The organism is Legionella gresilensis (assembly GCF_900639865.1).
Taxonomy (GTDB): Bacteria; Pseudomonadota; Gammaproteobacteria; order Legionellales; family Legionellaceae; genus Legionella_C; species Legionella_C gresilensis.
Genome location: NZ_CAAAHX010000002.1, coordinates 95,918 through 120,770 on the forward strand (window position 1 = coordinate 95,918; position 24,853 = coordinate 120,770).

The window sequence follows — 24,853 nt, forward strand, 5'->3', positions numbered from 1 at the left end:
AATTTTGTTTAGCTTAGTTTATCCGCGGCTTGGCCCGATAGATGGTATATGTTTATTTGCAGTATTATTTGTCTCATCTACGAACCTGAAAAGTAAATCTAAATAATTGTTGGGGATAGGTTGATCGTAGGGATGTTTTTGATTTTTGATACCTTCAGTAAAAGAATATATTGTGCCCTCTAAATCTTTTTCTAAACTAGTCACAGAAAATAAATTATTCATCATTTTTAATTGGTCTAAATAATAAAGATAAACACCACCACGGGCGGAGTTGGGTAAATTTAATATTAACCTATTCATTTCTATATAGATTTTTTGACTTAGATAATACCATTCTGCAGAAAAGGTCTGAGTATAGAATAATTCATTATTTTCTAAGAGACTTTTATAAGTGTGTAACTCAGTTTTAATTTCTGAAATGATATCTGGCTGCGGTGTTGCTTCACTTATAGCAGGCGGATTTTTACTCAAATTAAAGGCTGAAAAATGCCCTAAAGTTCTATTGTAAAATCCTAAATAACTAGTATTTTGTTTGATTGCATTTAAGTTTCTTTCGGTAATTATTTGAATATTTTCTTCTGCAATATGAAACTCACTTTTTGGATTTTCTAAAAGCAAAGTGTTTTTACTTAAATTTTCAAATAACTTCTTCTTCCACTCTTTATTTAAAGCATTAGGGATTAATTTATTTACAAAATTTTCAAACTCTTGAGATAATCTTATAACCATAGCTTGATGTCTTTTACTTGATGGATCTGGGTGATCTGTAATTTGATTAAATATATATAAATATCTTTCGCGAATTTCTTGTAGCTGCTTGGCTAGATTGGGGGGTAAAGTTTGGGGCTCTTCAATAAAAAGAGAAGCGCTATCTTTCTCAGTAGATACAGGAAAGTCGTTGCCATCATTTTTAGCAATAGGTAGCGGGGGGGTATTAATGCCAGGTTGGACAAACTGAGGAAATAAACTATCAATATAAGAATTAATCAAATCAATATGGTCCTGTAGGAACTTTTCATAATTAGCAAAGGTTTCTACAAAGTCTGCTTCATTTGATTCAGAGTAATACATAGCACTAGCATATACCATACTGCATTCTAATCCATTATTGACACCACGGGCCAATACTAAGCCTGCAGCTGAATCACCAACTAGTGCATAAAGTGTTTCATTTCTTAATGCAACGAGTCTCTTTGCGCTAAAAGTAGATAAAGCTAAAGTGGTAATTTTTATAGTGTCATAATTAATATTCTGATCGCCTATGATAGAGCTAATAATTTCAGCAATAGGTTCCCTAAATTGTTTAGGTAAATCAATTAATCGGCGGTAGGGATTAGTGAAGGTGCCATAGGCTTGACCCTTATTATCACGCTTATCTCTTAACTTATCATAGACTTCTTTATCAATAAAAATACGCAAAGTTGCTGAATTATTTTTGCTTTGCATCCAAACATGGAAGTTTCCTCTAAAGAGAGTTGGTAAAATAGTTTTATACACTTGATCCTCAATAAATGAAGGATTTTTTTCGCGTACTTCAAGCTTAATTTCAAGTATATGGCCTGCTTCAACTTTTTTACTTTCATCGCCTTCCGGATCCAGAAATATTTCTTTTCTAATTAAACTGCGTGCTCCATCAGCACCAAAAATTATACTTGCCGTCTTAAGTAGATCAGTTATTTCATGATCTTCAGAAAAATCTAAACGAGTAGGAGTAACTTCATCTAATATATAATGGATATTAGATCGGCTATTAGATAGACTTCTTAATTTTTCAATTAATGTTTGTGTAGGAATAAACGTTCCACTTCTATTCTGCAAGAAATTTTTATTTAAAAAATCAATGGTCTCATCAATTTTTTCGACACGTGTATGAGTAGTGTTAGGCTCAGGCTCTTCCTCTAATGTTGATATTAGGTGATTACGAATTTGACCAAGCTGATGGACAATATGCTCAATGGTTTCAGGCCAAATTAAAAGACCATGTTGGCGTTTTATATCTCTTACTTTGTCTATGATGTGAATATTTTGGTCAGGAAAAATTGCTCCTAAAAGCACAGCTTGCATTTCTCCTACTGGTCCTCCACCCACAATAACCCAGGGTTCTGTTTGGTTTCTCATGGATTCATCATACAAAATAATCTTAATTTAATTATAGATAACTAATTTTGTTCACTTTAAATTATTGGAAAGCATTTGGTTTTTGATTGTTAAGCTGTTTATTTTTGTAAGATACAAGATTAAAATGGTTTAATTAAAATGAAGATTAAGTTGGATTGAGAAACAAGCATCTATAGCAATCATAATTGTATAAATATTAAACAAAATGATTAATTATTTGATAATATGATTGAATTGAGCTACTTTTAATAGTAAGGATGGTAGTTTCTGCTCAGCTAACACCATTATTTAGGAAGTCGGATTGTAAGCGTGGTGTGAAGCTTTACGAGATGTAAGTTTCCTAAAACGTTTCTGAAGACATCCAATAGCAGCTAAAGGACTGAAGTCAGGAATGCCATCTTACCCTCATAAACACTTCTTTTATCCATCATTAAAAGCATATATTAGTTAGCTGACTTTATACTATAGCGTCGCCCCCTAAGCTTTTTTAGACAAAGCGCAAGTGAAGCGAGGTGAAGGAGTAAACGTAGAAGTACTGTACTTAGCCGAATGAACTTGCAACGCAGTATAAAGCATAGGGGGTGATGCTATATTTTATAAGATCTTGTATCTTAAGTAGATAATCTCATACCTTTTGCTTAATTTTCTACTATAATTAAACCAATGTTCTACGCCATCTTTAGCAGATATTTTGGGGTAGAGCTTAGATTCAAAGGGTTTTGCAAGTTAATTTCATGGAGCGAATTATGATGAAAAAGTTAAAAAATATTATATCTCTACTAGTTTTGGGCGTTAGCTTTTCTGCCTCTGCAGCTGACAGAGTTGTAATTACAGGTGAACCTGTTGTATTACAACAATCAGGTACAGGTGATGCAGTTGTCTATACATTACCAGCAGATGCAGCAGCTACAGCTACAACAACAACTTATCATTATGTTACAGTTAATGGTACAAATCGAGTATGTTACAGTAGTACTCAACCTAATTTAGGCAATATTGATATGGTAACTATTAATGTATCAGTTAATGGTACTACTATGCCATGGTATTGCTATGCTGCTGATACTACTGTTTTTGATATACAACCAGCTACTGCTACAACAACCACGACAACCACAGTTCCAGCTGATACTACAACTACAACTACACCATAGAAGCTTGAATATTGCTCAATTAACCTAGATTAATTGAGCAATATGTTCATGTAGTTAAATAATTAGCTATGGCTAATCTTGTTTCTTCTATAACTTCCAGTAATTGTAAGCCTAACTTCTCAAATAGCTTCGGATCATCAACCTTTAAATTATCCTCTGTATATTGACAAGCTTTATGTAGTTTAATAGCGCCACAATAAATAGCACTACTTCGCATCTTATGTGCTAATTCTGTGAGGCGCTTTTGGTCATTATTTTTATAAGCATCGTAAATAGATTCTTTATCGAGAGCTAACTCTTCTTTAAAAAGGGTTATCAATTCTCTTAGGAAATCTTCACCCCCTGTATTATTAATACCCACTGTTAGATCTAAAATTGGGAAGTCAACTAATTCAAATAGGCAAGGCTCATATTGAGGCTGTGAAGCTTTCATTAATTCTTTTGACGGCGTTAAAGGCTTGCTAAATTTAGGAAAAAATTTAGCAAAAATAGCTTTTATTACTCTTAAATCAAGTGGCTTAATGAAAACATCATTCATACCTGCCTGTAAGCAGGCTTGTTCTTCTGTATCAGAAATAAGGGTTGTAAGGCCAACAATAGGAGTTTTATATTCAAGTGCACGAATCTGTTGAGATAATTCTATACCAGAAATATCTGGTAAATTTATATTAGTAATAATAATATCAAAAGGCCTTTGTTTAATTAATTTTATAGCTTGCGCCCCACTTGTTACTGAAGTTAAGTGACAACCCATCTTGCTTATTATGATTTCAACTAAACGAGAGGCAATAGGATTATCTTCTATTAGTAATAAATGAAGAGATTCGACTGACCTTTGTTTATTAGCTTTATAATTATTAGAAACTTTCTTATCTTTAACTAAATCTCTCGATTTAGATTCAGCTGGCTTCTTTCTAGCTAAAACTATCTTGTAAGCAGATAAATTTTTTAAATTTAGTGGGTTTTTATGATCTGGCGTATTATTTCCTCGTAGTCGATAGCCTAAGAGTTGGCTCATATGTATAGCGCCTTAGTGAATAAAAGCTCAAGCTTATTACTTAAATAGCTAAATTGTTATTCCTATTTAAGGATTTAAGTTTATAGTAAGTTCGCTTAAATAGTGCGTAAAAAGAGTTGCGTATAATAAATTCTCCCTTTTTTATCATAAGCAATTCCTATACCAGTTAAATTATAGTTACCCACAATATTTCTTCTATGGCCGGGGCTCTTTATCCATTCACTAACAACAATTTTTGCAGTTTTATAATTATAGGCCACATTTTCAGCACCACCTCGTGCATCTTTAATAGCTGAATATAAGTGTTTAATGCGTTTAGAAAAACCTTGATGTCCGAAAGGTACTTGATGGGCCGCCATCTCTTGACTATGATTTGTTGCTTCAACAGAGATAACTTTATTAATTTTTAAAGGCCCTAATCCCCGCTTAATTCGATATTGGTTAATATAATGAAGTATATCTTGCTGCATCTGAGTAACAGAGTTTTGTGTAGGCGCTGTTTGTGTATGGGCTTGCGCTTGAAAACAAGAAACAAGAATTAAGAAAATTAAGCTATGTAGCAATAGTTGGCTATTTTTCATGATCTTTAATTTTTGCTCTGATTGCGAAAAGCCATATATTATACAAAGTTAACCTTTTTGAAAAATTATTTTTAAAATTGGTTAGTGTTTTTTCATTTAAAGGTAATCTAGCTAGATAGCTTAATTATTGTGTTTACTTTAGCCTAATTAAATTTAATTTAATCTTTTGTAGAAATCGTGGCCAATAAATCGTGCGCCAGGGCCTTCTTGTGTAATGTTTTCAGCCTGTTTATTTAAAATAGAGATGGTATCAAGTGTTTGCTTATTTTTATCAAAATTTCCACTCAAACTCAGTACAGATTCACACATAGGATAAGCGATGCTAACTGTAATTGCGTTACCAATCATGAAGCCTGTAATGGGTCTTTTTACGTTAATAGCTTGAGGGCAAGTTTTAGAAGCAACCGCAGTGGTAAAATAGCCTTCAATTTTATTATTAGAGCCCATACTTAACTGTAAAATCGAGCCCCGCTCATTTTTAAATGAGATAACATTTTGCGCTCCAAAGGTTGGCTGGCTTACGACAACAAAGGTAATTAATAGTGGGTTTAAAAATTTAGCCTTCATGGATCTGCTTAGAAAGAACAAAGTGGGTATATTTTATCATGTCATCGGTATTCTTCAATAGACTTCTTCGGAAACTGCCATTGAGGGCCAATCGCAGCTAAAAAAGATCTCCAAAGCCTGTCCCATGTAGATAGGGGATGCTCATCTACTTTTTTTAGATGGTATATTTTCACACTTTATCAAAGACATACTATAGTATTAAGAGAGTGCTTTAGTTATGCTATGGATAAATTTTTTAGTAGAATGAATAATTATGAATGAAATTGATATCTTAAGATTATTTTATGATGAAATGAAAGTGCGCGGTGAAACTCGTGATAATGTTTTTTTAAGTATTAATGAAACAGCTGCTGATATTCTTTCAGAAAAATTGGGTTATCCTGTGACTTTAGAAGAAGCGCAACGAGCTACCGATATTTGTATTTCCAATGAGTGGCTAGAAAGGACTACAATCGATCCAGGATATAATTTTTTATCGTTAACGGCTGCAGGTTTACAAATTGTTTTAGCGAATCAGTATCCTTAAAACATTTTTAAGTACTCAACCCTTCACCAAAATAAAAAATACTCTCTAATTTGTAATATCATTTCTAATGAAACTTCATTCTATCGAGTGAGTATGTAAGTCATATTGATTGTTTCGATATAATCGATAGTGAACTCGACTAACTTCCTTTGCATGTTCTGTATTAAGCACTACTTCTATAATTCGCGAAAAGCGGGTATGAAATGAAGGCACTTCATCGGCTAAGTTAAATAAGATATCTTTAAATCCTTTGGGTTCTTCATAGCCAATTTGAATAGGTGGTGGGGGTTTAAGCCCCTCACCTTGTAAATTATGTGGAATAAAGCTGTCGTCTTTAAAAGTCCAAAGTAGCTCGTCTATTAATTCAGCCTCATCTTTATTATTACAAAAGACAAAGACGTTATGTTGTCGACTGTAGGCTTTTTCTAACAAACGACAAACAAGTAACCAACGTGCTTTTATATCAGCACTAGACATTAAGTAAAAATCAACGCGTGGCTGCATGGTGTAATAACTGTATTAATAAGGGAATAGGACGGCCTGTAGCTTGCCGTTTTTTACCTGATACCCAGGCAGTTCCAGCAATATCTAAATGGGCCCAACGATATTTTTTGGTAAAACGTGATAAAAAACAAGCCGCGGTAATGGCACCAGCTGACCGATCAAACCCTGCATTAATCATGTCAGCAAGAGGACTATCTAATGCATCTTGATAATCTTCTTCCAGTGGCATACGCCAACACTTATCGCCACTTTCTTTGGCTGCCAATAGAAGTTGATCAGCAAGCAGGTCATCTGGAGTCATAAAACCTGTATTAACAGTACCTAAAGCAACGACCATAGCACCAGTTAAGGTAGCAATATCAATAACAAATTCAGGGTCAAATCGTTCAGCATAGGTTAAAGCATCAGCGAGAGCTAATCTGCCCTCAGCATCTGTATTTAATATTTCAATAGTTTGTCCCGAAAGACTGGTAACAATATCTCCTGGTTTGACAGCAGAACCACTAGGTAAATTTTCTGCACTAGCAATAAGTCCTATTACATTAATAGGTAGTTTAAGCAGAGCACAAGCTTTAAGTATACCTAGAACGGTAGCGGCGCCTGTCATGTCATATTTCATCTCATCCATAGCATTAGCAGGCTTAATAGACAAACCACCAGAATCGAAAGTAATGCCTTTACCAACTAAAACAATGGGCTTACTATTATTACCACAATGATGTTGTATCTCTATGAAACAGGGTGGCTCTGTTGAGCCTTGACTAACAGCAAGTAAAGCCCCCATACCTAGTTCTTCGATTTCTTGCTTTGTAAATGCCTTGGCTTGTATACTCTCATGTTCTTTGGCAAGCTCTAAAGCCTGCTCTCCTAGTACAGTTGGGGTGCAGTAATTGGCTGGTAAGTCAGCCAAGTTTCTACTAAGTGTTATGCCTTCGGCAATGGCTATACCTGTATTAATTGATGACTCTTCTGCATTCTTTAAATAAAATTGAACGAAATCTAAGCTATTTTCTTTTTTACTGACTGTTTTAAACTTATTTAATTGATAACTCTGTGCATTGATTTGTAAAATCATTTGTGTAATTTGCCAATTAGCATCCTGGTTATGGACCTGCGGTAAGCAAATTGTTGCTGATTGGACGCGTTGTTTTAACAACAATGTGGAAATTTCATTAAGTCGTTTATTAAGGCTAGAGAGAGTAAACGTATTTTGTTTACCACAATGAATTAACAATATGCTAGGATTATCCACATTTGTATGCCAGACCCAGTCACCTGCTTCTTGTAATTTTTGTGTTAATTGAGGCAGTAAATTAGAGTAAGATGGGATTTGATTAGGAAATATTGGTGCTTCATCGTTTGCAAATAAACCAATAACAAGGCATTCAGTGGTAATTGAATCTAATGTTTGGGTTAAACTATATTGCATTGTGCTTCCTATCATCCATAAAAATTGCTAGTTTACAGAAAGTTAATGGCTATGCAAGTAGGTTTTGTTTAGTATGTAATGGATTAGGGGCCTATTACTCTAATAGTAAAGAGTTAGAGTTGTTCACTTACGTTAGGATTAAAGGTTAATAATTTTGAGAGCTAAGCTGTGCTAATTTTCCGTTATTTAGCAAAAGAGGTATTTGTAACCTTAACGTCACTTACGACGATTTTGGTTCTTATTTTTATGAGTAACCAATTCGTCCGTTATTTAAATAGGGCAGCTAGTGGACAAATTCCTCTCACCATTATCATGAAATTAATGATGCTTGAATTGCCTAATTTAATGGCACTACTTTTGCCTCTAGGATTTTATGTTGCATTGCTTGTTGCTTATGGTCGTTTATATGCTGAAAGTGAAATGACCGTATTACAAGCTTGTGGTTATGGGCCATCACGCTTACTTAAGCATAGTTATATAATGGCTATTTTTGTAGGTGCACTGGTCATGGTTTTAATGCTTTGGGCAAGTCCTCTTATTGCAATCGAGAGAACGAAATTAATCCGTACCACAGGCGTGCAAACAGTAATTCAAACCATTATACCTGGTCGCTTTCGTGCGGTTGCACAAGGGCGAGAAATCTTTTATATAGAATCAATGAATCGCAATCACCAAAAAGCTAAAAATATCTTTTTAGCTAAATTGTCGATTAAAAATAATCTACCTCATTGGGATGTTTTATGGGCAAATCAAGCGTTTGCTAAAACGGATGAAGACTCTCATGAAGATTATCTGATTTTGAATAAAGGCAATGAATATGAGGGTCAACCTGGGGAAAGTGACTATCGTATCGTTAATTTTGAACAATATCAGGCACGTTTACCACATCCAACACTTGAGCTTAAACAAGATGTACGCAGCATAGAAACAAAAAATCTTTGGCCTTTAAATAATCCTGATAAGCGTAAGGCTGCTGAATTACAATGGCGGTTTTCAATCCCTTTAATGGTTCTCACTTTAACCTTGGTTGCTGTGCCATTAAGTCGTGTTAATCCTCGTTCTGGAAAATTTGCTAAACTTCTGCCCGCCATTATTTTATATATTATTTATGCAAATTTTATGTTCGTGGCCAGGGATTGGATGATTGACGGTAAAATTCCTGTGACTATAGGAATTTGGTGGATTCATATTGTTGTCTTACTAATTGGCTTGGCTCTTATTTGGCGAAACTGGCTGAAATTAGGATAATTAAAGAATGAAATTAATTGATCGCTATATCGCTAAAAATATTCTAGCCGCGACGGGTTTGGTTACCTTAATGCTTGCTGGGCTACAAGTATTTATTCTCTTTGTTAATCAATTAGATGAGTTAGGACGCGCTGATTTTGGTTTTATACAAGCAGCTTTTTTTGTGCTTCTACAGATGCCTTATCAAGTTTATTTGTTTTTTCCTATGGCAAGCTTATTAGGCTGCTTAATTGGGCTTGGCGTTATGGCTAATAACCGCGAACTTATTGTAATGCGAGCAGCAGGCCTTTCTATTACTCAAATCACGCTATCTGTGCTTAAAGTTGCGCTCATTTTAATACTTACTGTGACTTTGGCCGGCGAGATATTAATACCTCGATTAGCGCATTACGCAAATAAGCAGAAATTACAGGCTGTTAGTGGTGGGCAAACGTTAAGTACAGCTCAAGGAATATGGTTACGCAATCATAATGATTTTATTACGATTACCAGTGTTTTACCTAACCATTCTTTATTTAATGTTTATCAATTTCGCTTTAATGATGAGCATAAATTAATATTTGCTCGCCAAATGTTATCTGTGGTGTTAATTAAGAATCAATGGATTGCCTTTGGTGTTAAGGAAACTCTTTTTAAAGACAACCAAGTTCAAACACGCCAAATACCTAGCATGCCTTGGGATGTTTCAGTGAAACCTATGGTTTTAAATTTAATTAAGAGTGAACCAGACGAAATGACTTTACGAGAAATAAAGCAATTTCTAGCAATTCAAAAGCGTAGCCATCAAACTGATCTTAATTATCAATTAGTTTATTGGCAGCGTGTTATTCAACCATTAACTACCGTAGTGATGATGATACTCGCAATACCTTTTGTTTTCGGTCCATTACGCTCTTCGACTATGGGTTCAAAATTATTAGCAGGAGCCATTGTAGGATTTGGTTTTCATATTTTAAATCGATTTTTTGGTCCAATTAGTCAAGTATTACAGTGGCCAGCGGTAATTGCAGCCTTAGGGCCTACATTTTTATTCGCTGTATTGGGTATCTATTTGATGCGCCGGGTTAGATAATGTTTGCGCTTAGACACTTAATCGAAACAGTACTTAATCCTTTTTTTATTTTCCTGTCTTTATTTGCCATTTATTTAGTTATTCTTTATAAAAGAAGGGCAGAACGTCTTATTTTTTTAGGTTTTTCAACCATTTTTATCTTACTAATTTTGTTTAGTACTGGATGGATTCCTAAATTAATGACTAAAACTTTAGAAAATCAATATCCTATTGTGGACCGACCTAATCCACATATTCAATGGGTTGTTGTGTTAAGTGGAGGGCAGTCTCCGGCTATTAACAAGCCGGCCAATATGTTGCTATATGGTGCTAGTTTAAAGCGTTTAATTGAAGGTATTCGCTTATATCAACAATTACCTAATGCAAAATTATTGTTATCGGGTGGAGGATATGGGACTGATATCGCAGAGGCAAAACGTATGGCAAACGTGGTAAAGCTTCTAGGCGTTCCTCATAATAAAATTGTTTTAGAAACCTCTTCAATTAATACTGCAGCACAAGCGAAAATGTTAAAAAGATATTTAGGTAACGCACCTTTTTATCTGGTCACTTCAGCAACGCACATGCCTAGATCAATGTATATGTGCAAGCAAGAAGGGTTACACCCTCTGGCAGCACCTACTGACTTCACCATTTACTGGGATAGTGAATATTGGCGCAAAGTTATTTTACCTAATCCACAAAACTTAGTTTATTTAACTATAGCTTGGCATGAAATTTTAGGACTTTTATGGGCAAAGATAACATAAGAAAAGAATAGTGGGCTTATGAATTAGGCTAGAATACGTTTATAATTTAACCTTAGCCTACGTGCCGCAACTTGGTCGCGGCATCTAGAAATAGTTTTAATCCTAACAAACAAAATCCTGTGGAAATACCACCGATGCACTATTATCTTTAGAGCCAAGTATGATATGACCTGCTCTTAAAGTACACTGTCCAATGAGCTTAGGTTGTAGTAACGATTTAGAAGGCGAAGTGTAAAGGGTTGCACTGATAACGTAAGGTATGTCAGTACACGGTAGTTCTGAAATAAATTGAGGTGCGCTACCGCCTCGCAAGGTAATAGATTTGGTGACACTTTGATAATTAGTAACATTAAATGCAACCTGTTGACTGAAATCAACCGGGGGAGTTGAAACAGCAACTTGGATTTGGCATGAATCTATATTCTGGGCATAGCTAGAAAAACCAAACATTAAACCTAGAATGGCTGAAGTGAATTTAACTAACATAGGAGGTCCTTTAGTAAAAAACTAATTAATTTACGTTAAGCTATGACATATAATTAAATTATTAATATTTAAGCTTAATAATTCTAAACATCAGTCATTTATGCTCTAATTTTAACAATACTAACAATGACCTAGACAGGATATCTTAAAAATAATCTATTTTTCAATAAAAACGGGTATAAATTTTGGGCTAAAGACTGTAAAATAGCGTAATTTGTTTTTTTAGTAGTAAAAATGCCAAAACGTACTGACATAAAATCTATTTTAATCCTAGGCGCTGGCCCTATTGTTATTGGTCAAGCATGTGAATTTGATTATTCTGGTACACAAGCTATTCGTGCTTTAAAAGAAGAAGGGTACCGAATTATCTTAGTTAATTCTAATCCTGCCACGATTATGACCGATCCAGAACTTGCCGATGCTACATACATTGAGCCTGTGCAATGGGTAGAAGTTGCTAAAATTATTGAAAAAGAGCGGCCTGATGCACTATTACCTACCATGGGTGGCCAAACAGCGCTTAATTGTGCACTTGATTTAGTAAGAGAAGGAGTTTTAGCTAACTTCAATGTTGAGATGATTGGCGCAACGCAAGAAGCAATTGATAAAGCTGAAGATCGAGATCGTTTTCGTAAACTAATGAAAAAAGTTGGCTTGGAAATGCCGCGCTCAGCAATTGCGCACAGCTTAGAAGAGGCATTTCAGGTGCAAGCACAACTAGGGTTTCCAGCGATTATTAGACCATCTTTTACCATGGGCGGTAGCGGTGGCGGAATCGCTTATAATAGAGAAGAGTTTGAAGAAATTTGTACCCGCGGCTTAGATTTATCACCTACACGTGAATTATTGATTGATGAGTCCGTATTAGGCTGGAAAGAGTATGAAATGGAAGTCGTACGCGATAAAAAAGACAATTGTATTATCGTTTGTACGATTGAGAATTTTGATCCAATGGGCGTACATACAGGCGATTCTATTACCGTTGCGCCAGCGCAAACATTAACAGATAAAGAATATCAACGTATGCGCGATGCTGCGATTAAAGTGTTACGAGCAGTAGGTGTTGACACAGGTGGCTCCAACGTTCAATTTGCAGTAAATCCCGAAGACGGCCGGCTGTTAGTTGTTGAAATGAATCCTCGAGTATCACGAAGTTCAGCACTTGCTTCAAAAGCAACAGGTTTTCCTATAGCAAAAGTTGCTGCCAAACTGGCAGTAGGCTATACACTTGATGAACTCCAAAATGAAATTACCGGCGGTAAAACACCTGCCTCCTTCGAGCCTAGTATTGATTATGTCGTTACTAAGATCCCTCGTTTTAATTTCGATAAATTTCCAGAAACGTCTACTACTTTAACTACTCAAATGAAATCGGTAGGCGAGGTAATGGCAATTGGTGCTAATTTCCAAGAATCATTACAAAAAGCTATTCGTGGTTTAGAAATTGGTCGTACTGGATTGCATCCTATATTTAAGAAAGGTGAGGATTTGGCTCGTTTACGCGGCCATTTACGAGAACCTACACCTAATAGATTATGGTATATTGCTGATGCTTTTAGACAAGATTTATCTTTAGAGGAAATCCACAATGAAAGCAAAGTTGATCCTTGGTTTTTAGCTCAGATTCAAGAGTTAGTACTTACTGAGCGTAGTATTTTCGGTAAAACAATTGATGAACTTGATAAGTTAACATTACAGCAATTAAAAAAACGTGGATTTTCAGATGCTTATCTTGCGCGCCTTCTCTACTGTAATGAAGAGATGATAAGAGCGCGTCGTTTAGAGCTAGGTATAGCGCCTGTTTATAAGCGTATTGATTCTTGTGCGGGTGAGTTTCCGAGTGATACAGCTTATATGTACTCCTGTTATGAGACAGTCTGTGAAGCCAGACCTGATTCAGATAAACAAAAAATTATGATTTTAGGCGGCGGGCCGAATCGAATTGGGCAAGGAATTGAATTTGATTATTGCTGTGTTCATGCAGCCATGGCTTTGCGAGAAGCAGGTTATCAAACCATTATGGTAAACTGTAATCCTGAGACAGTATCTACCGACTTTGATATCTCAGATCGGCTTTACTTTGAACCTGTAACGTTAGAAGATGTTTTATCAATTGCTGTTATTGAGAAACCGATGGGCGTTATTGTTCAATATGGCGGCCAGACACCCTTGAAATTGGCACGTGCACTAGAGGCAAATGGCGTACCTATTTTAGGGACTTCTCCAGATGCTATTGATATGGCAGAAGATAGAGAACGCTTCCAACAACTTGTACAAGAATTGAAACTGCATCAACCGCCAAATGGCACAGTTAGAAGCCTTGATGAAGCTATTGAGGTCGCTAAGCGAATTGGTTATCCATTAGTTGTTAGGCCTTCCTACGTATTAGGGGGTCGAGGCATGGAAATTGTCTATCATGAAGAAGATTTACGTTACTATTTAGAGCATGCCGTTGCTGTTTCTAATGATTCTCCTGTATTACTTGATAAATTTTTAAATGATGCTATTGAAGTGGACATAGATGCTGTTTGTGATGGCAAGGATGTTGTAGTTGGCGCTATCATGGAGCATATTGAACAGGCCGGTGTGCATTCTGGTGATTCGGCGTGTACATTACCACCTTTTAGTTTAAGTGTGGTTGTACAGCAAGATTTAATTGAACAATTACGACAAATGGCTTTAAAACTAGGCGTAGTAGGGTTAATTAATGCGCAATTTGCTATACAGGCAGATGATATCTATGTTCTTGAGGTAAATCCACGTGCATCACGAACGGTGCCCTTTGTTTCAAAAGCAACAGGATTGTTAATGGCAAAAATTGCTGCTCGCTGTAAAATAGGGCAGACTTTAAAGCAACAAGGCTTAAGTCAACATTATCCTATGCCACCTTTTTATTCGATTAAAATGCCTGTTTTTCCATTTATCAAATTTCAAGATGTGGATTCAATTTTAGGCCCTGAGATGAAATCAACGGGTGAGGTAATGGGGATTGCAAGACGTTTTGGACAAGCTTATGCTAAAGCGCAATTAGGCGCAGGTTCGAACATCATAAAAAGACGACGTGCTTTTGTTTCAGTGCGTGATGCTGATAAAGCGCGAGTTGGCGAGATTGCTAAGCGCTTAATCCAATTAGGATTTGAAATTATTGCAACGCGTGGTACAGCTCTCGTATTACAGGCAGCAGGCATAGATTGTCGCCGTGTATTTAAAGTAGCTGAAGGGAGGCCGCATGTCGTTGATTTTATAAAAAATCATGAAATTGACTTTATTGTTAATACAACAGATGGCAAGCAAGCCATTGCCGATTCTTTTGCAATACGTCGCAATGCGTTGCAACACAAAGTTAGCTATACAACAACCTTATCAGGTGCTGAAGCAGCTTGTTTGGCAATGAAATATGAGGATCGGGAAACAGTAACACGACTACAGGATTTACATTAGAGGTAATTATGCAAAAACACCCTATGACAGTACAAGGAGCTGAGGCTCTTCAACAGGAATTACATCGTCTAAAATTTGTTGAACGACCACGAATTGTAGATGCAATTGCTACTGCTCGCGCGCATGGTGATTTAAAAGAAAATGCTGAGTATCACGCTGCAAGAGAACAACAAAGCTTTAATGAGGGCCGGGTTTTAGAACTGGAAGCAAAGCTTGCTAATGCTCAGATTGTTGACATTACTAAGCTTCCTAATAACGGTCGAGTTGTTTTTGGCGCTACAGTGCGGGTTTGTCATATTCAGAATGATACAGAAATGACTTTTCAGATTGTTGGCGAGGATGAAGCGGATATCAAATTAAATAAAATCTCTTATAGTTCGCCAATTGCTCGAGCACTTATTGCTAAGCAAGAAGGTGACACAGTTACCGTACAAACCCCAGGGGGAATCGTAGAATACGAAATTCTTGAAGTGGAATATATTTAAATATATTAGTAGAGGTCAATCCTATACCATTTTAAATTCTAAGATGACATGCCCTATCTTATCTAAATTCTGTATAATTTTCTTATTGTAGGTCTAGGCCTTCTATTCTAGACCTATATCATTCCTCCAACCTTAAGCTTTTTCGGTGCGTTTAATTAGGCCTATACTCTATCTGTTCTAAGCTTACGTGCCTAAATCCTATTCCCAGCCTACATTTTGCAACTTGTTAGTGACACCTAAGCTTCTGCCGTATTACTGGATCCCGCGGACAAGCTGCGGGACGTAGGCGTGAGAAAGGAGCTTATTTATTAGCAATCGTAGCAACTGCAGGGAATTTTAATTCAAGACGGTTATTACCATTACTCAGGCTAGAGTTATAGTTAGCGAGGCTAGCTTAATTCTATGCCTAAGTTCCGCGACTTGTTCGCGGAATCAAAAGATCTTAATAAGCTGTAAATTTTTTTTATAAGGTTAAAGACTTATCGACTCAAAGCCACTTTAAAAGGTATATAACTAAAAGAAAAGATCCATATCCCATATCATATTAAGTCACTTACGGGGAAAGCCATGCCAAGTCAACTATTAGAAGAGTTCAATCGATTATATATTGATAGCCAGAGTTCCGGTAGAAGTAGAAGTGGGACAATGTACAATAATGCTACTATAGAGGATGACAATTTGCATACATTTACCGTTACCAATTATGACGAATTGGTAGAAGAGCTATCAGAAAAAGTAAAGCAAGAAAAAAGTTAGAAGAAGGGCAAGAGTGGAATTCCTTGCTAGCTTCTGAGGAAAAACTTGATTATGTTCAACGTATAATGGCAGAGCATTATCAACATAACCGGCCACATACTTAATTTAGGCAACAAAAAAATATTAAAAATTGATGCTATAGCCAAACGCACCAAAGAAATTAGTGTTAGCTTTTAGATTTAAATTATACTTAAGTTTAACTGAGCCAAGACTTATGAAATAACAAATCAACCAAGTCATAAACCTGCCAAAGTTTCTAAACTAAGGCAAGTAATAAAAAGGATTAGGCAACTTAAATTCCTTTTTAGCAAATCCACCTAATAAATCACTGTATTGATCACCAATAGTTGCTACAACAGTATAGCCTTTTTCGGTAATAAGCTTTCTCATCTTTGTTTTAAATTTAACAATAGAATATGAATTATAATTATCGGGTTTGCAGTAAAGGCCAGCCCAGTCTTTATAACCGGCAACTAATAGATTTTTTTGAGTTGCATCACATTCAGATTCAGTTCTACCCGTTACAAAAAAAACTTTTATACCATTTTTTAAAGCATCTTGATAAAGGGCAAGCATAGGTTTAATAGGTGCAGAATCTGCAGCGAGTATTTCATTATGAATAACCTCACGAGTACCCATAAAATTACGGCGCGCAAGCTTATCATAGTTACTTAGGCTAGTCTCATCAATATCTAACACTAGAGCAAGTTCTTTTTTTGTTTGGCGCTGCTTATTTAATGCGACTTGGTTAAGGAGATATTGACGTGCTTCTTCAATAACAGTAGTTAATTCTCTTTGGTATGCTCCAGAATCGTGATAAACCTCAATTTCTTTCTTTACCCAGCTAAGATTAGGAGGTTCTGCAACAGCATTAAGAGAAACAAAACAGGAGAGGGCAAAAAAAAGTCTGAAATAGCGCATGATGAAATCCCAAGTTTTTTAGGCATTATATTCAGTTAAAATTGTTTGTCAATTGCTCATTCTGCGCATGTTGTCTTCATTTTCTTCCTTTTGGTATAAAAAAAGCATGCTGTGACCATATTTTAAGCTATTAAAATAAAATTTTTTACCCTACTATAGGCACTTTTTTAGGAGAAGCTGTGATTATTTTCTTTATTGCTGGTTCATCAGGTGGTGGTAAATCCACGTTGGCAGCGGAACTTGAGACAGAGCTTAATCGCTTACATTTTGGGACAAAAATTTTGAAAATGGATAATTATTACAAAATTAAGGATGTGAATAATCCTCGCAAAAATTTTGATATGCCAGATGCAATAGATATTGAGCTTTTAGTAGAACATTTAAATCAATTACAAGCAGGTCAGTCAGTAGAAAGTCCGCTATATAGTTTTGAACAACAAAATAGACTCCCAGAAACAGTGCGAGTAGAGCCTACTGATATTTTGATTGTTGAGGGTATTTTTGCTTTAAAGATCATAGATAGGCTAGAAACTTCAGAGAAATTGGGCATATTCATTCAACCTGACTCCTATTTGGCGAATGTGGAAAGACGAGCTAGCCGTGATGTTAATGAGCGAAGCACCTCAATTGAAGAAACTAAAAGACGAGAAATAAAATCAAATGTTAGAGATGGTTTTTTCAGGTATATCGCTCCGACAAGATATCAAGCAGACATTGTTATTTCTAATAACCACTTAGATGATATTGGTAAAGGCGTTAATCAAATTATTACACTTTATAGAGAAAAATTTTTACCGGTTAATGAGAGTGAACAAAGTTTAATACAAACAATAATTTAATAATAAAAGTAAAGGTTAATCGGTTGTTAACCTTTACCTAAATTCTTTATAGATCAAATGCTGGCCTTAATTTTTTAACAATATCCGCTTTATGTGCTTTCAATGGATCAATAGTTAAGGTTGGCGCTCCCGGAGCAAAATTAACTTTATCTAATGCAATCCAAATCACATTGGGATTTGATGTTGAATGAAAATAATAAGTTTTATTAGTTAGATCAGCTATGGCAATCCATTGAGTTGGCCAAGCTAGTTCTTTTTTACTTTCAGATGTATAAACTGCACCAAAAGGTACCATAGCTGATCTGATAACTGACAAGATATCACTAATTGACTGGTTAAAATCAGCTGGTTTAGGCATTGTTTTCAAATAAGTTGCCGCACGAACAAATCGACTAATTGGATCAGCATCACCAGGAAGTGGGCGTGTACCGCCAAATCCTTGGTAATTTTTAAGGTTGGCAAGTTGAATATTATAAGCTGGCTCATTGGTTACTACTCGATATTGAGGGCCATGATAAACATTCATTTTTCCGTCAATAAATTCAATAACAGCAGAATCTCCTGTAGCATCTTCAATCGTTAAATGAAGTGGCCATTTTTTTCCTTGTACTTCTGTTGCTACAATTTCTAGATTCTTAGTGCCTGCCAGTGCTTCATTTACTGTAGCAAAGTTATCTAAAATATATTTACCCCACATGCCATTAGATATTTTTGGTAAGTTATTATTGTAGTTTGGGTATTTAGTATTTTCTAAATAAAGTAGATGAACAGCTAATCCTTTTTCATTAATTCCATCGGTAACAGCATTAGTATGTAAAGCAGTTACCATGACTGTACCATATTTAGAGCGCCAATGTAGCGAGTTTTTACCTGCCTCTCCATTATGTTCTACACCTCGGGGCTCAGCAACAATTAATGGCATGTCTGAAGTATAAAGATCCATAGTACGAGCTACAAGCAGCCTATTGGGTGTGGCGTTTGCAAAGATTGTTGTACAGGCATTACTATAAAAAGAGCTTGCTAATAAGCAAACTAGTGTAAGTTGTCGCAGGCTATTTAAATTGATAAGCATATAATAAATCCTTAACTTTATATTCTTAAGCGTAGTCTAAAAATAAAATAATGCTCGCAAAGTATTCTTACTGCTAAAAATAGTTTACAATATTGCTGTTTTCACTGTAAATAGAACTAAATTAGTACTATATTATTAGTAATTAGACATATTAATTGCTATGGCAATTCCTATTACTTAATAAACAAATTACAGTAGATTAATAGTTTTGTTTTCTAATTAAGGACCGATTCGGTACTAGATTATTTAGGGTGGTAATGGTATGCTGCGTATCAGCAAATTGGCCGATTATGGAACAGTAATCATGGTGTATTTAGCAAGGCGTCCTAATACACTTTGCAATGCGCGGGATATTGCCTTACATACTCATCTCTCCGTACCGACAGTAAGTAAATTATTAAAACGATTAACGGCAGCTAAATTACTCACCTCTGTACGTGGGGTGTCTGGTGGTTATCGACTACAAAGAGCTGCAGCAGATATTTCTGTAGCTGAGATTATTTATGCCTTAGAAGGACAGGAAATGGGTTTAACTGAATGTAGTATTCATCCTAATGAATGTTCTTTACAAGGTGTATGTCATATTCAGGGTAATTGGCAATTAATAAGTCGAGCAATCAATACAGCGTTAGATAGTGTAAGTTTAGAAATGCTAGCCAAGCCTTCTTTACAACCTATTGAAATTGATAGAATTAGGCAGCTGGCAAGTGGAGTACATCGTGGCTAAAAGTAATGAGCAAATAAATACCCTTCTGGAAAGGGACTATCAGCATGGCTTTGTAACAGAGATTGAAGCTGAGACATTTGCGCCCGGATTAAATGAAGACGTGGTTCGTCGTTTATCGGCAATTAAGGGAGAGCCTCCATTTATTTTAGAATGGCGCCTTAAAGCCTTAGAATATTGGAAAACAATGCCTGAGCCTAAGTGGGCTAGCGTACATTATCCCCCTATTGATTATCAGGCCCTTTCTTATTACTCAGCGCCTAAACAAGCTAAAGATGCACCTAAAAGTTTAGAAGAGGTTGATCCAGAATTACTACGGACTTATGAAAAATTAGGTATTCCTTTAAGAGAACAAGAGCTATTAGCGGGTGTTGCCGTTGATGCAGTATTTGATAGTGTCTCAGTAGCGACAACGTTTAAAGCAAAATTAGCGGAAGTTGGCGTTATATTTTGTTCTTTTTCGGAAGCAGTTCATAATTACCCGGATTTAATTCGTCAGTATTTAGGTTCTGTTGTACCTTACCGTGATAACTTTTATGCTGCTTTAAACTCAGCAGTATTTAGTGATGGCTCCTTTGTTTATATTCCTAAGGGTGTACGCTGTCCTATGGAATTATCCACTTATTTTCGAATTAATGCGGCTTCAACAGGACAATTTGAGCGAACTTTAATTATCGCAGACTGTGATAGTTATGTTTCCTATTTAGAAGGTTGTACAGCGCCTATGCGTGATGAAAATCAATTGCATGCTGCCGTAGTAGAATTAGTGGCACTAGATGGAGCTCAAATTAAGTATTCTACAGTACAAAATTGGTATCCTGGGGATAAAGAAGGAAAGGGTGGTATTTATAATTTTGTAACTAAGCGTGGTGCTTGTCGAGGTAAGCGCTCTAAGATTTCCTGGACACAAATCGAAACAGGTTCAGCCATCACCTGGAAATATCCAAGTGTTATTTTACAAGGTGATGATTCAGTAGGGGAATTTTATTCAGTTGCTTTAACGAATAATTTTCAACAGGCTGATACGGGCACTAAAATGATTCACCTAGGTAAAAATACACGTTCAACGATTATATCTAAGGGTATAAGTGCTGGCCGCTCGCATAATGCTTATCGTGGTTTAGTTAGAATTGCGCCAACTGCAACCAATGCTCGTAACTTTACTCAGTGTGATTCATTGCTCATGGGCGATGAATGTGCTGCACTCACTTTCCCCTACATAGAGGTTAAAAATGCAACGGCTCAGCTTGAGCATGAAGCAACAACATCAAAAATTAGTGAAGAGCAACTTTTTTATTGTCAACAGCGTGGCATTGATACGGAAGATGCTGTATCCATGATCGTGAATGGTTTTTGTAAGCAAGTTTTAAAAGAGCTCCCTATGGAATTTGCAGTAGAGGCAACAAAATTATTAGGTATTAGTTTGGAAGGGGCAGTAGGTTAAATATGTTAAAAATTAAACAACTAAATGTAGCTATTAATGGACAACCTATTTTAAAAGGCATTGATCTTAACGTAAATGCAGGCGAAGTCCATGCTATTATGGGCCCTAATGGTTCAGGAAAAAGTACGTTATCTAAAGTATTGGCAGGTCATCCTGCTTATGCCGTAACAAGTGGTGAGATTAATTATTTAGGGCAAGATTTATTGCCTCTTTCTGCCGAAGAACGTGCTCGCGCAGGCATTTTTATGTCGTTTCAATATCCAGTGGAAATTCCCGGTGTAACTAATATTAATTTTCTTAAAGCATCCGTTAATGCTGTACGTAAAGGACAAGGGAAAAATCCTTTGGATGCTATCGAGTTCTTAAGCTTTATCCGTAAGCTATGTCAATTATTAGATATGGATGAAAGCTTCTTATATCGCAGTATTAATGAGGGCTTTTCAGGCGGGGAAAAGAAACGCAATGAAATTTTACAACTTCTTGCACTTGAACCTCAGTTAGCTATTTTAGATGAAACTGATTCAGGTTTAGATATTGATGCTTTAAGAATTATTTCACAAGGCGTTAATGCGATGCGCTCGGCTGAAAGAGCCATTATTTTAGTAACACATTACCAACGTTTATTAGATTACATTGAACCTGATTTTATTCATGTGTTAGCTAATGGCCGCATTATTAAATCAGGTGATAAGTCACTAGCATTAGAATTAGAAAAGAAAGGCTATAGCTGGCTTGAGGAGAAAGAGCAGGCATGAGTGAAATCTTTGAGTTTTACCAAGAGCAAGCAAAAGCAAGCAGTTTACCTGAGCCTTGGTTAGCATCCTTGCAAAGGGAAGCTTTAAATGATTTTAGCCATTACGGGTTTCCCAGTCGCAAAAATGAGGAGTGGAAATACACCTCATTGGATCCTTTTATGCAACAGCGATTTTATAATTCTTTAAAGTCAGGTTCTGGAAGTCAAAATAAGGCACAAGATTTATTACCATTAGGTCACCAGTTAGTAATCTGTGATGGCCAAATAATTAACAACCTTCATGAGTTTGAGCAGCAGTTACCGAAGGGTATGCTAGTATTGCCTTTACTTGAGGCCGTGAATCAACATGCTGACAAAGTAAAGCCCTATCTTGCTCAATTATTAAAACATGAGCATGGTTTTCATGCGTTAAATACAGCCATATTGCAAACAGGAGTATTTATTTACTTGCCAAAAGGTGTGTGTTTAACAGAACCTTTAGTTTTAGCTCATTGGCAAAGTAAGCAAGAGCAAGCTGTCTATCCGCGTCACTTAATTGTGGCTGAGCCAGAAAGTGAAGCTACTATAATAGAAACGTTTAATGGCCAGGAAAACTTAAATTATCTGACTAATGTCATAACAGAAATTGCTTTAGCTCAAAAAGCTAAATTGGTTCATTATAAAATTCAAAATGAAAGCAAAGCAGCCTTGCATATTGGTCATTTAGCAGTAAAGCAGGCCAAACAAAGTCATTTTGAAAGTCATTCTATTAGTGTAGGTGGGCGTTTAGTTCGCAGTGATATTTCCATTTCACTAGAAGAAGAACAAGCTCAGTGTTTAATGAATGGACTTTATTTGCCTAGGGATAATCAACATATGGATCATCATACAACGGTTTCTCATCATGTCCCTAGTTGTCAAAGTAACCAAGATTATAAAGGGGTATTAGCAGGTCGCTCACGTGCTGTTTTTAATGGTAAAGTGATTGTTGCAAAGGATGCTCAACATTCTGAAGCACGCCAGCAAAATAAAAATCTATTGTTATCAGCACAAGCGGAAGTAGACACTAAACCTCAATTAGAAATCTTTGCTAATGACGTTATTTGTACACATGGCGCTACTGTTGGGCAGTTAGATGAAGATGCATTATTTTATATGGCTAGTCGGGGTATCTCATGTGAACAAGCTAACCGCTACCTAATACAAGCTTTTGTTACTGAAAATTTAAATCGGATACCGCATTCTAAAATGAGAGAATGGATAGCCAATTTAATTAACACGCAGTTGGAGTGAAGTATGAATTCAGCAATTTTAAATACTAGCTTCGATGTTAATGCTATTCGCAAAGATTTTCCTATATTACAGCAAAAGGTTAATAACCATCCTTTAATCTATTTTGATAATGCTGCAACAACACAAAAGCCCAAAGCCGTTATTGAGGCAATAAGCAATTACTATATGCAGGATAATGCTAATGTTCATCGCGGTGTACATGCATTAAGTGCTCGAGCAACACTTCAATTTGAACGTGTTAGAAATAAAGTACAACGATTTATTAATGCTCAATCAGTTAATGAGTGTGTCTTTGTACGTGGTACCACAGAGGCAATTAATTTAGTTGCTCAAAGTTTTGTAGCACCTCGTATTAAGCCTAATGAAGAAATCCTTATAACCCATATGGAGCATCATTCTAATATTGTGCCTTGGCAGATGGTTTGTAAAAAAACAGGTGCAAAATTAGTAGTAGCCCCAATTTCTTATTCTGGTGAAGTATTGCTCGATGAGTTTGAAAAAAAATTAAATGAAAATACAAAATTTGTAGCCATTACTTATGCGTCGAATGCATTGGGTACAGTAAATCCTATTAAGCAAATGATTGAAATGGCCCATGCTTATGGCGCTGTTGTTTTAGTAGATGGTGCTCAGGCAACGGCCCATTATCCTGTTGATGTACAGGATTTAGGTTGTGACTTTTATGCATTTTCTAGCCATAAAATGTATGGACCAACTGGTATCGGTGTTTTATGGGGTAAAACACATTTATTAGAGGATATGTCACCTTATCAAGGTGGTGGAGAAATGATTAATTTCGTTACTTTTGATGCGACTGAATATGCGCCTATACCTTACAAATTTGAAGCCGGTACACCTAATATTGCTGGAGTTATGGGGCTAGGAGCGACCTTAGATTATTTGGCAACTTTAGATATGGAAGCGGTTTCTGCTTACGAAGACTATCTCTTGCAATATACAACAGATGCGCTACTTGCTGTCAAAGGTTACAACATTATCGGTACAGCCAAACAAAAAGTCCCTATTATTTCATTTGTACATGGTAAAATACATGCGCACGATATTGGTACTATTTTAGATAATGAAGGTATTGCGATTCGCAGTGGCCATCATTGTGCAATGCCCGTGATGGATTTTTTTGATGTTGCAGCAACAACCCGGATTTCACTAGCATTTTATAATACGACCTCTGAAATTGATTCTTGTATGAAGGTCTTGCAAAAAGTAAAAGAGGTGTTTGCATGAGCATGGAATTACGTGAGTTATATCAGGAAATCATCATTGATCATAATCGTAATCCGCGTAACCATTACAAAATGGAAGGAGCGACGGCTCAAGCAAATGGTTATAATCCTTTGTGCGGCGATAAATTAACAGTTTATCTACAGATAAAGGATAATATGGTTGAAAATGTAAGTTTTGTTGGCTGTGGTTGTGCTATCTCACAAGCTTCTGCTTCTTTAATGACTGAAGCTTTGAAAGGAAAAACGATTGCAGAAGCAAAAAATATTTTTGAAGGATTCCATCACATGTTAACGAGTGATGAAGAAAGTGATTGGGTAACTAGTGATAAGTTATCCGTATTAGCAGGCGTTAAAGCATTTCCAGCTCGCGTTAAATGTGCAACGCTCGCTTGGCATACCTTTAATGCAGCCATTAATAATAACCAAAATCCAGTCAGTACGGAGTAGTG

Annotated in this window: 24 protein-coding genes; 15 read left to right on the top strand and 9 right to left on the bottom strand. The window is 36.1% G+C overall.

All coding sequences use genetic code 11. From position 1 onward, the window contains the following. Positions 1-18 precede the first annotated feature (18 nt). On the bottom strand, positions 19-2,118 hold the full coding sequence (locus E1P04_RS02270; protein WP_131781309.1) for an FAD-dependent oxidoreductase: 2,100 nt from the start codon (positions 2,116-2,118) through the stop codon (positions 19-21). Positions 2,119-2,864: 746 nt separating this feature from the next. On the opposite strand from E1P04_RS02270, the gene E1P04_RS02275 reads away from it, so the two are divergent. After that, positions 2,865-3,272: a hypothetical protein gene (locus tag E1P04_RS02275; RefSeq protein ID WP_131781310.1), complete on the top strand. Its 408-nt coding sequence runs from the start codon at positions 2,865-2,867 to the stop codon at positions 3,270-3,272. A 46-nt stretch (positions 3,273-3,318) separates the two neighbouring features. On the opposite strand, the gene E1P04_RS02280 is transcribed toward E1P04_RS02275, so the two are convergent. The 3 genes from E1P04_RS02280 to E1P04_RS17960 form a co-directional block, all read right to left on the bottom strand. Then, entirely contained in the window at positions 3,319-4,290 is a 972-nt protein-coding gene (locus E1P04_RS02280) for a response regulator (RefSeq protein WP_131781311.1), read from the bottom strand. A gap of 95 nt (positions 4,291-4,385) precedes the next feature. Further along, the gene (locus E1P04_RS02285; RefSeq protein WP_131781312.1) at positions 4,386-4,871 is read right to left on the bottom strand and encodes a CAP domain-containing protein; all 486 of its coding nucleotides are present in this window, start codon (positions 4,869-4,871) and stop codon (positions 4,386-4,388) included. A 153-nt stretch (positions 4,872-5,024) separates the two neighbouring features. Then, positions 5,025-5,438: an avidin/streptavidin family protein gene (locus E1P04_RS17960; protein ID WP_242604368.1), complete on the bottom strand. Its 414-nt coding sequence runs from the start codon at positions 5,436-5,438 to the stop codon at positions 5,025-5,027. Between the two features lie 253 nt (positions 5,439-5,691). Here E1P04_RS17960 and E1P04_RS02295 point away from each other — a divergent pair, with 253 nt between their 5' ends. Continuing rightward, complete coding sequence (locus E1P04_RS02295; RefSeq protein ID WP_131781313.1) at positions 5,692-5,964, top strand: hypothetical protein; 273 nt, start codon at positions 5,692-5,694, stop codon at positions 5,962-5,964. Between the two features lie 75 nt (positions 5,965-6,039). On the opposite strand, the gene E1P04_RS02300 is transcribed toward E1P04_RS02295, so the two are convergent. Together E1P04_RS02300 and E1P04_RS02305 are read right to left on the bottom strand one after the other, a co-directional pair. Then, the gene (locus E1P04_RS02300; protein ID WP_131781314.1) at positions 6,040-6,468 is read right to left on the bottom strand and encodes a DNA polymerase III subunit chi; all 429 of its coding nucleotides are present in this window, start codon (positions 6,466-6,468) and stop codon (positions 6,040-6,042) included. Beyond that, on the bottom strand, positions 6,452-7,897 hold the full coding sequence (locus tag E1P04_RS02305) for a leucyl aminopeptidase (protein ID WP_131781315.1): 1,446 nt from the start codon (positions 7,895-7,897) through the stop codon (positions 6,452-6,454). Before E1P04_RS02305 ends, E1P04_RS02300 begins: the two co-directional genes overlap by 17 nt. 168 nt (positions 7,898-8,065) lie before the next feature. On the opposite strand from E1P04_RS02305, the gene lptF reads away from it, so the two are divergent. The 3 genes from lptF to E1P04_RS02320 are packed head-to-tail and all read left to right on the top strand — an operon-like array spanning position 8,066 to position 10,966. Continuing rightward, positions 8,066-9,145 (top strand): LPS export ABC transporter permease LptF, encoded by a 1,080-nt coding sequence (gene lptF / locus E1P04_RS02310; protein ID WP_131781316.1) that lies wholly within the window; start codon positions 8,066-8,068, stop codon positions 9,143-9,145. A gap of 7 nt (positions 9,146-9,152) precedes the next feature. Further along, entirely contained in the window at positions 9,153-10,217 is a 1,065-nt protein-coding gene (gene lptG / locus E1P04_RS02315; RefSeq protein ID WP_131781317.1) for an LPS export ABC transporter permease LptG, read from the top strand. Further along, positions 10,217-10,966 (top strand): YdcF family protein, encoded by a 750-nt coding sequence (locus E1P04_RS02320; protein ID WP_131781318.1) that lies wholly within the window; start codon positions 10,217-10,219, stop codon positions 10,964-10,966. The genes lptG and E1P04_RS02320 overlap by 1 nt, the downstream gene beginning before the upstream one ends. 102 nt (positions 10,967-11,068) lie before the next feature. On the opposite strand, the gene E1P04_RS02325 is transcribed toward E1P04_RS02320, so the two are convergent. Then, entirely contained in the window at positions 11,069-11,452 is a 384-nt protein-coding gene (locus E1P04_RS02325; RefSeq protein ID WP_131781319.1) for a hypothetical protein, read from the bottom strand. Between the two features lie 234 nt (positions 11,453-11,686). Between E1P04_RS02325 and carB the strand changes: the two genes are divergently transcribed. The 3 genes from carB to E1P04_RS02340 all read left to right on the top strand — a co-directional run bounded on the left by carB (position 11,687) and on the right by E1P04_RS02340 (position 16,134). Further along, entirely contained in the window at positions 11,687-14,893 is a 3,207-nt protein-coding gene (gene carB, locus E1P04_RS02330; protein WP_131781320.1) for a carbamoyl-phosphate synthase large subunit, read from the top strand. Between the two features lie 8 nt (positions 14,894-14,901). Then, positions 14,902-15,378 carry a transcription elongation factor GreA gene (gene greA, locus E1P04_RS02335; protein WP_115331570.1) on the top strand — a complete coding sequence of 159 codons (477 nt, stop codon included), beginning with the start codon at positions 14,902-14,904 and terminating at the stop codon, positions 15,376-15,378. Positions 15,379-15,945: 567 nt separating this feature from the next. Further along, entirely contained in the window at positions 15,946-16,134 is a 189-nt protein-coding gene (locus E1P04_RS02340; protein WP_131781321.1) for a hypothetical protein, read from the top strand. Positions 16,135-16,395: 261 nt separating this feature from the next. On the opposite strand, the gene E1P04_RS02345 is transcribed toward E1P04_RS02340, so the two are convergent. After that, positions 16,396-17,055, bottom strand: a complete 660-nt coding sequence (locus E1P04_RS02345; RefSeq protein ID WP_131781322.1) for an HAD family acid phosphatase — start codon at positions 17,053-17,055, stop codon at positions 16,396-16,398. Between the two features lie 179 nt (positions 17,056-17,234). On the opposite strand from E1P04_RS02345, the gene E1P04_RS02350 reads away from it, so the two are divergent. Further along, positions 17,235-17,894, top strand: a complete 660-nt coding sequence (locus E1P04_RS02350) for a uridine kinase family protein (RefSeq protein WP_165482655.1) — start codon at positions 17,235-17,237, stop codon at positions 17,892-17,894. A 46-nt stretch (positions 17,895-17,940) separates the two neighbouring features. Here the strand turns inward: E1P04_RS02350 and E1P04_RS02355 are convergent, their stop codons facing one another. Next, on the bottom strand, positions 17,941-18,966 hold the full coding sequence (locus E1P04_RS02355; RefSeq protein WP_131781324.1) for a linear amide C-N hydrolase: 1,026 nt from the start codon (positions 18,964-18,966) through the stop codon (positions 17,941-17,943). 262 nt (positions 18,967-19,228) lie between these two features. Between E1P04_RS02355 and E1P04_RS02360 the strand changes: the two genes are divergently transcribed. Genes E1P04_RS02360 through sufU form a run of 6 tightly spaced genes read left to right on the top strand, consistent with a single transcriptional unit; the run spans position 19,229 to position 24,851 of the window. Next, positions 19,229-19,693 carry an SUF system Fe-S cluster assembly regulator gene (locus E1P04_RS02360; RefSeq protein WP_131781325.1) on the top strand — a complete coding sequence of 155 codons (465 nt, stop codon included), beginning with the start codon at positions 19,229-19,231 and terminating at the stop codon, positions 19,691-19,693. Next, the gene (sufB, locus tag E1P04_RS02365; protein ID WP_131781326.1) at positions 19,686-21,134 is read left to right on the top strand and encodes a Fe-S cluster assembly protein SufB; all 1,449 of its coding nucleotides are present in this window, start codon (positions 19,686-19,688) and stop codon (positions 21,132-21,134) included. Before E1P04_RS02360 ends, sufB begins: the two co-directional genes overlap by 8 nt. A 2-nt stretch (positions 21,135-21,136) precedes the next feature. Next, the gene (gene sufC / locus E1P04_RS02370; protein WP_131781327.1) at positions 21,137-21,889 is read left to right on the top strand and encodes a Fe-S cluster assembly ATPase SufC; all 753 of its coding nucleotides are present in this window, start codon (positions 21,137-21,139) and stop codon (positions 21,887-21,889) included. Continuing rightward, positions 21,886-23,160, top strand: coding sequence for a Fe-S cluster assembly protein SufD (gene sufD / locus E1P04_RS02375; protein WP_131781328.1), 1,275 nt, complete (start codon positions 21,886-21,888; stop codon positions 23,158-23,160). The genes sufC and sufD overlap by 4 nt, the downstream gene beginning before the upstream one ends. A gap of 3 nt (positions 23,161-23,163) precedes the next feature. Further along, a complete protein-coding gene (locus tag E1P04_RS02380; RefSeq protein WP_131781329.1) occupies positions 23,164-24,405 on the top strand; it encodes a cysteine desulfurase in 1,242 nt (413 codons plus the stop codon). Next, positions 24,402-24,851 (top strand): Fe-S cluster assembly sulfur transfer protein SufU, encoded by a 450-nt coding sequence (sufU, locus tag E1P04_RS02385; protein ID WP_131781330.1) that lies wholly within the window; start codon positions 24,402-24,404, stop codon positions 24,849-24,851. Before E1P04_RS02380 ends, sufU begins: the two co-directional genes overlap by 4 nt. Positions 24,852-24,853: the final 2 nt, after the last annotated feature.

Bases quoted from the DNA above. Each gene is read 5' to 3' on its own strand.
- E1P04_RS02270 (WP_131781309.1), bottom strand. From the start codon at position 2,118: ATGAGAAACCAAACAGAACCCTGGGTTATTGTGGGTGGAGGACCAGTA.
- E1P04_RS02275 (WP_131781310.1), top strand. From the start codon at position 2,865: ATGATGAAAAAGTTAAAAAATATTATATCTCTACTAGTTTTGGGCGTT.
- E1P04_RS02280 (WP_131781311.1), bottom strand. From the start codon at position 4,290: ATGAGCCAACTCTTAGGCTATCGACTACGAGGAAATAATACGCCAGAT.
- E1P04_RS02285 (WP_131781312.1), bottom strand. From the start codon at position 4,871: ATGAAAAATAGCCAACTATTGCTACATAGCTTAATTTTCTTAATTCTT.
- E1P04_RS17960 (WP_242604368.1), bottom strand. From the start codon at position 5,438: ATGAAGGCTAAATTTTTAAACCCACTATTAATTACCTTTGTTGTCGTA.
- E1P04_RS02295 (WP_131781313.1), top strand. From the start codon at position 5,692: ATGAATGAAATTGATATCTTAAGATTATTTTATGATGAAATGAAAGTG.
- E1P04_RS02300 (WP_131781314.1), bottom strand. From the start codon at position 6,468: ATGCAGCCACGCGTTGATTTTTACTTAATGTCTAGTGCTGATATAAAA.
- E1P04_RS02305 (WP_131781315.1), bottom strand. From the start codon at position 7,897: ATGCAATATAGTTTAACCCAAACATTAGATTCAATTACCACTGAATGC.
- lptG (WP_131781317.1), top strand. From the start codon at position 9,153: ATGAAATTAATTGATCGCTATATCGCTAAAAATATTCTAGCCGCGACG.
- E1P04_RS02320 (WP_131781318.1), top strand. From the start codon at position 10,217: ATGTTTGCGCTTAGACACTTAATCGAAACAGTACTTAATCCTTTTTTT.
- E1P04_RS02325 (WP_131781319.1), bottom strand. From the start codon at position 11,452: ATGTTAGTTAAATTCACTTCAGCCATTCTAGGTTTAATGTTTGGTTTT.
- carB (WP_131781320.1), top strand. From the start codon at position 11,687: ATGCCAAAACGTACTGACATAAAATCTATTTTAATCCTAGGCGCTGGC.
- greA (WP_115331570.1), top strand. From the start codon at position 14,902: ATGCAAAAACACCCTATGACAGTACAAGGAGCTGAGGCTCTTCAACAG.
- E1P04_RS02340 (WP_131781321.1), top strand. From the start codon at position 15,946: ATGCCAAGTCAACTATTAGAAGAGTTCAATCGATTATATATTGATAGC.
- E1P04_RS02345 (WP_131781322.1), bottom strand. From the start codon at position 17,055: ATGCGCTATTTCAGACTTTTTTTTGCCCTCTCCTGTTTTGTTTCTCTT.
- E1P04_RS02355 (WP_131781324.1), bottom strand. From the start codon at position 18,966: ATGCTTATCAATTTAAATAGCCTGCGACAACTTACACTAGTTTGCTTA.
- E1P04_RS02360 (WP_131781325.1), top strand. From the start codon at position 19,229: ATGCTGCGTATCAGCAAATTGGCCGATTATGGAACAGTAATCATGGTG.
- sufC (WP_131781327.1), top strand. From the start codon at position 21,137: ATGTTAAAAATTAAACAACTAAATGTAGCTATTAATGGACAACCTATT.
- sufD (WP_131781328.1), top strand. From the start codon at position 21,886: ATGAGTGAAATCTTTGAGTTTTACCAAGAGCAAGCAAAAGCAAGCAGT.
- E1P04_RS02380 (WP_131781329.1), top strand. From the start codon at position 23,164: ATGAATTCAGCAATTTTAAATACTAGCTTCGATGTTAATGCTATTCGC.
- sufU (WP_131781330.1), top strand. From the start codon at position 24,402: ATGAGCATGGAATTACGTGAGTTATATCAGGAAATCATCATTGATCAT.